2 protein-coding genes are annotated in these 1,178 nt (G+C 70.3%); one reads left to right on the top strand and one right to left on the bottom strand.

The features are described 5' to 3' along the window. Positions 1-121 precede the first annotated feature (121 nt). Entirely contained in the window at positions 122-457 is a 336-nt protein-coding gene (locus tag FPZ41_RS46640; RefSeq protein WP_152870951.1) for a DUF6221 family protein, read from the top strand. On the opposite strand, the gene FPZ41_RS46635 is transcribed toward FPZ41_RS46640, so the two are convergent. Next, on the bottom strand, positions 436-1,178 hold a 743-nt coding region (locus FPZ41_RS46635; RefSeq protein WP_228023480.1), incomplete at its 5' end, for a GntR family transcriptional regulator. The genes FPZ41_RS46640 and FPZ41_RS46635 overlap by 22 nt on opposite strands.

Here is a 1,178-nt window from a genome sequence, read left to right as displayed (position 1 = left end):
GTGATGCAACGTGTGCGCGCGGTCGTGGACGCCGTGCTCGACCTCGCCGTGGTGGTCGCCGCTACCCTGGCGCCCGCCCTGTTCGCGGGGCTGAACCCACGGATGGGAGATGGTGACGAGCGTGGATGACCTGATCGCGTTCCTTCGCGCCCGGCTCGACGACGACGAGCAGTTGGGTGAGATCCACAAGCCCGACTGCGACGCCCGCATTCCGTACGAGTGGGAGTTCGTCTGTCGGTGCGGGTTGCCCGCTCGCCGGTCTGGCGACATCGCGGCCAAACGTGAGGTGATCAAGTTCGCTGCGTGGCTGGACCAAAACCGCGCGGGCAGCGAGTTCATGGAGGGCCGGGCTCAATCGGCGCGTCATGTCCTGCGCCTCCTCGCCCTGCCCTACGCCGACCACCCGGACTACCGCGAGGAGTGGCGGCCCGGTGATCAGTCAGCCGCCCACTCGTAGGTGAGCCGGTACCGGTCCGCCGGCAGCGTCATGTCGTTCATCTCCAGCGGGGTGCCGTCCTCGCGGTAGGCGATGCGCGTCACGGTGAGCACCGGCGTACCGGGCGGCAGCTGCAGCTGCGTGCGCTCCTCGTCGGTGGGCATGCGCGCCCCGGTGTCCTCGACGTATCGGCCGATCTCGTGCCCGGCCTCTTCCAGCCGCGCGTAGGCGCCGCCCGGGCCGGTGTTGACCTCCTCGATCGCCGTGCCGCGGGTGAACTCACGCGGCAGCCGCGACACGGCGAGCTGCACTACGAGACCGTTCGCCCGCATGACCCGGTCTCGAACGGTCACCTCCGCGCCGGGCTCGATCGCGAGGAGTTCGGCCGTGCGTTCGTCCGCGGGCTCGAACCGAACTCGCACGCTCGTGCTCGGCGTGAACCCCTGCGCCTTCGCGTCGGCCAGGAAGGCGCCTTCGTTCTTCGCCCTGGCCGCGCGGGACAACCGCGAGCGCGCCAGCCGGGTGATGGCGGCGGGCGGCCGGACGAACACGCCCTTCTCCTGCAGCACGTTGACGACGCCGTCGCTTTCGAGCAGCTGCACGGCCTTGCGCACCGTCTCGCGGGACACGCCGTAGGTCTCGATGAGCTGGGTTTCGCTGGGCAGCTTCTCGCCGGGCGCGAACTCGCCCGCGCTGATCTTGTCTCGCAGGGCGGTCGCGATCTGCCGGTGTACGGCTACGC

Source organism: Streptomyces acidicola (assembly GCF_009377235.1).
GTDB classification, from domain to species: Bacteria; Actinomycetota; Actinomycetes; order Streptomycetales; family Streptomycetaceae; genus Streptomyces; species Streptomyces acidicola.
This window is presented reverse-complemented; position numbering and strand designations above follow the sequence as displayed.